Origin of the sequence: Winogradskyella sp. (genome assembly GCF_013213975.1) — a bacterium.
Taxonomy (GTDB): domain Bacteria; phylum Bacteroidota; class Bacteroidia; order Flavobacteriales; family Flavobacteriaceae; genus Winogradskyella.
Window position 1 is genome coordinate 23,124 of the sequence record NZ_JABSST010000008.1, and the last position, 6,400, is coordinate 29,523.

Consider the following 6,400-nt stretch of genomic DNA (forward strand, 5'->3'; position numbering starts at 1 on the left):
ATGTAGGTAATGGAATATATGCGAAATTTAAAAGTAAATAAAACCAACATGAGAAAAATCATTGTCATACTTTGTTGTCTTTCCGTTTTTGGACTTCAAGCTCAGAACATTAAAAGAACTTTAGTAAATGGTAGAATTGTTGTTTCTACAGATGACAAAGAAGGTGTAACCGTTTATAATTCATCGTCTAATAAAGGCACAGTTACTGATGAAAATGGAAATTTTGAATTAATGGTAGCAGTTAATGATGTTGTTGAATTTAGTGCATTGCAGTTTAAAGACTTTGAAATTAAAGTAACTAAGGACATTGTTACCTCAAAAAAGTTAACCGTTATACTGGTTGAAGAGGTCAACAAACTTGATGAGGTTGTGATTTTACCTTTTGGTCTTACCGGAAATTTGAATGCCGATCTTGAGAATGTAAGGACTTATAATGTTAATCTAGATTATGTTTATTTCGGTCTAGATCATATTGAGGACTTCAACTTTACACCAGACTTTAAATCAAAAGCGGATAATGCGGCTTTTAATGAATATAATCCTGAAGTGGGAAATATGCTTAATATTGTAAACTTGGCAGGGTTTATTATTAGTCAGGTTGTTGACATTGATCCCAAAAAAGGAAAAAGTAATCAAGACAAGGCTGTAAAAAAGACTCCTTTTAAGGAAGCCTTAGATAAGTATAGTTACAACTATATCCATTTAAATTTTGATATACCCTTAGAACAAGTTGAAGCATTTATTGATTATGTTGAGGAAGAAGGTATAGATCCTATCTTGCTTGATGAGAACAAAGAAATGCAGTTTCTCGAACGCATTACTCAACTCAGTAAATCTTTTCTGAAATATAAAAGTGAAAAAGATTAAGATATTTTTGAGTTTTACTGCAATTCTTGCAATTTCTGTATCCTATGCACAACGCAAGGAGCTTAACGGCCAACTTACAGCTAATGATGATGTAGAGGGAATCCATGTTTTAAATAAATCGGCTGCAAAATTTGCCATATCGGATGAAGGTGGAACCTTCAGGATTTTAGCAAAAGTAAATGACACTTTATTTGTATCAAGTTTAAAGTATAAGAATAAAGATGTTGTGCTTACCCAAGCAATGATAGATGCCGAGATAATTTTAATTCAATTAGAAGAAAAAATAAATGCATTAGATAAGGTTGTAGTTGGTAAAATACTCACAGGAAGTCTTCAGTCTGATTTGGAAAATTCTGACGCCAAAACAGAGGTTAATTTTTATGACTTAGGTATTCCTGGCAATACCAAATTACCACTGACTCAAAATGAACGTAAGCTCCATGATGCAGATGCAGGGCCTATGGGTTATATAGGTCTAGGTTTTGGGTTAAACTTTCATAAGCTGCTCAATAAAATTAGCGGTAGAACAAAGAAATTGAAGGCTATCGTAGAATTAGACGATAGAGACCGTTGTATCAATAGGCTTCGAGCAGATTATGAATCAATTATTTTTGAAACAGATTCTTTGTCTGATAGGCTTAAGAATGAGTATTTTTTGTTCTGCCAAGAAGGGGACACATTTTTAGCGCTATGTAAGGAAAAGAATGAGATGAAATTGTTGGAATATATGCAACAAAAGTTGATTCAATATATGGAAAATAGAGAATCTGTAGATAAAAATTAATTTTGGAATGTTTTTTGAATACATAACGCTAAATTTGAAGACTTAGTAAGACATATCAAATTAACTACGCAATAGACATTTATAGATGAAGGCCATTTCTTTTTTAATACTGTTTTTGATAACTCCATACCATAGTTTTGATGAGGTTAAACATGAATATTATGTTAGTGTTACTAATATTGAATATGTAAACGAACAGCAGTCGTTACAGATTATAAGCCAAATATTTATCGATGATTTTGAAAAATTGTTGCAAGAGCGTTATGATGAGACTATTACATTGGCACCGGATAATAATAAAACCAATATTGAAAAATACATGGAGCGTTATCTTGAGGATAAATTAAAATTAGAGATAAATTCAAATCCGGTCAGTTTTAAATTTATAGGAAAAGCCTATAGAGACGATATAGCGTATTGTTATCTGGAAGTTGAAGATGTCTCGACCCTGAAATCTATAACAGTTAAGAATCAAATTCTTTTTGATGTATTCCCAGAACAACAAAACATTTTAAGGATAAAAGGCTTGGGGAAAAATAAGAGTTTTTTATTGTTTCCAGATAATGACAATTGCATGTTAAACTTTAACTAAAAATTCTGTTAATGCAACTCATTTGCGTACATTAGGCACGCATTTTTTAAACAACACTATTCACAATGAAAATTTTCAAGTATTTCTTTGGGGCAATGTTATTTGTTACTGCAAATACATTTGCTCAAAATGAGATTAAGCCAGAACGTAAACCTGGTCACACTAATCAAAACAAATTCAAGCAATTATACGATGAATTTGCAACGCCAAACATGTTTAGAACGGGTTCTGGTGCACCTGGTCCTGCGTATTACCAGCAACAGGCAGACTATAAAATGGACATAGAGATTGATGATGTTAATGCCAGATTATATGGTAATGAAACTATTACTTATACGAATAATTCACCAGATGAATTAACATATCTATGGGTGCAGTTAGATCAAAATATGAGAGCTAGAGATTCTAAAACTCCACTTATTAATAGTTCTGGAATTGGGCCAGCTACTTCTGGCTCACGTGCTGCAAGAACATATTTAAAGGAACGTTTTGATGGCGGGTTTAATATTGAGCATGTTCAAGATGTAAATGGGGGCGATTTACCACATACAATTAATCGCACCATGATGCGGGTTGAATTACCAAAACCAATGAAGACTGGTGATAAATTTTCATTTAATATCAAGTGGTGGTATAATATTAATGACCATGTTAGAGATGGAGGTCGTTCGGGATATGAGTATTTTGAAGAGAATGATAATAGAATCTACGTTATGGCGCAGTTCTATCCACGTATGGCCGTTTATAACGATGTTGAAGGATGGCAAAATTCTCAATTTTGGGGACGCGATGAGTTCGCTTTACCATTTGGTGATTTTGATGTTAATATTACAGTTCCTGCAGATCATATTTTAGATGGCACTGGTTACTTAACTAATAGAGAAGAAGTTTTTTCTAAGGATATGATGAAACGTTACAATCAGGCTAAGAAGTCTTATGATAAACCAGTAATGATCGTAACAGAAGATGAGGCTCGTAAAACCGAAAAGACAAAAAGTAATAAAACAAAGACTTGGAAGCTATCTGCCCAGATGGTTCGTGATTTTGGTTTTGCCACATCACGTAAATTTATTTGGGATATGATGGCAGTGAAGATTGGTGATAAAGACGTTATGGCCGTGTCAATGTATTCGAAAGAAGGCAATCCGTTATGGGAGCAATGGTCTACGAGAACAGTTGCTAGTACTTTAAAATCTTATTCAAGAATGACATTTGATTATCCATATCATAAAGCCATTTCAGTGCATGCACCAATGGGTATGGAATATCCTATGATTTGTTACAATTTTGGTCGCCCTGATAAAGATGGTAACTATTCAGATAGAACAAAATTTGGAATGATTAGTGTTATTATTCATGAGGTTGGTCATAACTTCTTTCCAATGATCGTCAACAGTGATGAGCGTCAATGGACTTGGATGGACGAAGGGTTAAATACATTTGTACAGTATGTTGCGGAGCAAGACTTTGGTGAGTGGAATCCAACAGCATTATCGCCTGGACAGGACAAGTATCCATCTCGAAGAGGACCGGCTAAAAATATAGTACGTTACATGGGTGGTAATCAAGATTACATTGCTCCGATTATGACTAAAGGATTAAATACCTATCAATTTGGTAGTAATGCCTATAGTAAGCCAGCTACAGGCTTAAATATTTTACGTGAGACGGTAATGGGTCGTGATTTATTTGATTATGCATTTAGAGAATATTCTAACCGCTGGATGTTTAAGCACCCAACGCCAGAAGACTTTTTCCGCACAATGGAAGATGCTTCGGCCGTAGATTTAGATTGGTTCTGGAGAGGTTGGTTCTACACGACTGATTATACTGATATAGGTATTAAAGAAGTTAAAAAATATGCTGTAACCTCAAATCCTAATGAAAATGGAAAGAAGTTAGCAGAACGTTATAATATGAATCCAAATGACTTGGTTTATTTTATTGGAGAAGGTGATGAGGGTTATGAAGTTGCTATGAATAGTAGTGTGGCTATGAAAGATTTGCCAACAGTTAAGGAATATATCATGGATAATTTTACACCAGAAGAGCAAAAAGCCATGAAGAAATCACCTAAGTATTTCTACCAAGTAACTTTTGACAAACCAGGAGGATTAGTAATGCCATTAATCGTTGAGTACGAATATGCAGAGGGTACAACTGAAAAGGTCACTTATCCAGCTCAGATTTGGAGATTCAATGACAAAGAAGTGAGTAGAGCAGTGGCTAGTGAAAAAGAAATTGTAAGCATCACAGTGGATCCAGATTTGGAAACAGCAGATGTTGATACCTCAAATAATTCTTGGCCAAGAGAAGTTTCAGAGAGTGAATTCGATAAATTTAAAAATAAAGTAAAAAATTAATTCAATTTGCTTTAAAATAATATGCCGACTTTAGCGAGTCGGCTTTTTTTATTCGCTAAAGTCGCTCTATATTTGCACTGTGATACCATTAAGCACATTATTATTCATTGGAGGTACAGAAATAGTCTTTATTCTATTTATTGTCGTTTTGGTATTTGGTGCCGATAAATTACCTGAAGTCGCAAGGGGTTTAGGGAAGGGTATGCGTACCCTAAAAGATGCTACAAATGACATCAAGAATGAAGTAACTAAAAGTGCTAAAGAAAGCAATATCATAGATCCTGATACGGCAAAAGAATTTCAACAAGAAATCAATAAGATTAAGGATGACGTTGAAGATTTCTCAGGATCAATAAAGAGAAATCTTTAACTATTTTTTTCTGCTAATCGTTAAACCGTCCCTAATAGGCAATACAACTGTTTCAATTCTGCCATCATTCTTTAGTAAACTGTTAAACTCTAAAATAGCCTTTGTGGAACTATCTTTTGGATTTAATTGCTCAACTACTTTACCGTGCCATAATACATTATCTGAGAGAATGATACCTCCAGGATTTAATGTATCTATAATAAGGTTAAAGTAATTGCAGTAATTAGGTTTATCAGCGTCTATAAATACGAGATCAAAGCTTGTGTTTATTTGGGGAATGATATCTAGTGCATTACCTGTATGTTGTATGATTTGGTGTCCAAATCCAGATTTATCAAAATATTTGCGTTGAAGATCTACCAATTCTTCATTAACATCAATAGTGTGAAGTGTTCCTTCTTTGTGTAAGCCTTCTGCCAAACAAATAGTAGAATACCCTGTAAACGTTCCTAATTCTAGTATAGTCTTTGGATTAACTAGTTTAGCAATAATACTTAATACACGACCTTGATATGGGCCACTTAGCATTATAGGTTGTAATACCTTTTGATAAGTCTCGCGGGTTAATTGCTGAAGTAATTCTGGTTCCGTTTCAGAATGTTCAACAATATATTCATCTAGCTTTTTAGGTAAGAAGTGCATTAGGATAATATTCTTTGAACCAGTTTTTCCTTGGCAGATGCATCATCTCCGCAAAGCCATTGAATCACATTGTCTTCCCAAATGGCATCGCGTTCATTCTCGGTAATGATATCACGTTCTATGGCCAAGTCCAAAATTTTCCCAGGATAAGAAGACTGTTTTTCACTTTCCATTTCTCCTAACGGATAAGGATCATCTAATCCCATCAGTACTTGTTTTGAAGTTTGATTCTTAATTAATAAGTCTAAACCACCCGTATCATGGACTAACGTATCAAAGAAAATATTTTTATGAGCTACAGCTTTTCTCGGATGTTTCTTGTCTTCAAATAAATCGGGTCTTCCATCAAAGCCTTGTATACGTCGACCTAGATTAATCTGTGCTAATTGTCCACCGTGAGCGAAACAAACACGCATATTTGGATATTTATCGTAATAACCATTTAAGGTTAGAAAGTGATAAGCATCTGCGCATTGCGCTAACATCCAAATCAGATGGAACCTCCATGACGTGTTTTCAAGCTTTATAAATTTTTCACCGTCATAAGGGTGAATTTCTACTGCAAGATTGTATTTGTCAGCTAATTCAAAAATAGGCTCATTTTCTTCATCAAAGATACATCTCCATGTGCCAATAGTATCCATGTAATGGGTTGGTAAGCACAATAGTTGTAATCCTAAGTCCTCAACACAACGTTCTATTTCCCAACAAGCTCCTCTCACAAACCCTGGATGCACCACAAAACCACAAGTGAATTTACTTTGGTGTTCGTGTTGTACTTT

7 protein-coding genes are annotated in these 6,400 nt (G+C 34.4%); 5 read left to right on the top strand and 2 right to left on the bottom strand.

Annotated elements, in window-relative coordinates; genetic code table 11:
- The first annotated feature begins 48 nt into the window (after window positions 1-48).
- The 5 genes from HRU49_RS01815 to HRU49_RS01835 all read left to right on the top strand — a co-directional run bounded on the left by HRU49_RS01815 (window position 49) and on the right by HRU49_RS01835 (window position 4,976).
- Window positions 49-867, top strand: coding sequence for a carboxypeptidase-like regulatory domain-containing protein (locus HRU49_RS01815; protein WP_296353545.1), 819 nt, complete (start codon window positions 49-51; stop codon window positions 865-867).
- Complete coding sequence (locus HRU49_RS01820) at window positions 854-1,651, top strand: hypothetical protein (protein ID WP_296353547.1); 798 nt, start codon at window positions 854-856, stop codon at window positions 1,649-1,651. Before HRU49_RS01815 ends, HRU49_RS01820 begins: the two co-directional genes overlap by 14 nt.
- A gap of 85 nt (window positions 1,652-1,736) precedes the next feature.
- Complete coding sequence (locus HRU49_RS01825) at window positions 1,737-2,243, top strand: DUF6702 family protein (RefSeq protein ID WP_296353550.1); 507 nt, start codon at window positions 1,737-1,739, stop codon at window positions 2,241-2,243.
- Window positions 2,244-2,308: 65 nt separating this feature from the next.
- Entirely contained in the window at window positions 2,309-4,606 is a 2,298-nt protein-coding gene (locus HRU49_RS01830) for a M1 family metallopeptidase (RefSeq protein WP_296353552.1), read from the top strand.
- Window positions 4,607-4,685: 79 nt separating this feature from the next.
- Entirely contained in the window at window positions 4,686-4,976 is a 291-nt protein-coding gene (locus HRU49_RS01835; protein ID WP_296353554.1) for a twin-arginine translocase TatA/TatE family subunit, read from the top strand.
- Here the strand turns inward: HRU49_RS01835 and HRU49_RS01840 are convergent, their stop codons facing one another.
- Window positions 4,977-5,618: an O-methyltransferase gene (locus HRU49_RS01840; protein ID WP_296353557.1), complete on the bottom strand. Its 642-nt coding sequence runs from the start codon at window positions 5,616-5,618 to the stop codon at window positions 4,977-4,979.
- Window positions 5,618-6,400, bottom strand: a 783-nt coding sequence (locus tag HRU49_RS01845; protein ID WP_296353559.1) for an amidohydrolase family protein, incomplete at its 5' end; no start/stop codon positions are given. The genes HRU49_RS01840 and HRU49_RS01845, both read right to left, overlap by 1 nt.

Coding starts and splice junctions, on each gene's coding strand:
- HRU49_RS01830 (WP_296353552.1), top strand. CDS start 2,309: ATGAAAATTTTCAAGTATTTCTTTGGGGCAATGTTATTTGTTACTGCA.
- HRU49_RS01815 (WP_296353545.1), top strand. CDS start 49: ATGAGAAAAATCATTGTCATACTTTGTTGTCTTTCCGTTTTTGGACTT.
- HRU49_RS01825 (WP_296353550.1), top strand. CDS start 1,737: ATGAAGGCCATTTCTTTTTTAATACTGTTTTTGATAACTCCATACCAT.
- HRU49_RS01840 (WP_296353557.1), bottom strand. CDS start 5,618: ATGCACTTCTTACCTAAAAAGCTAGATGAATATATTGTTGAACATTCT.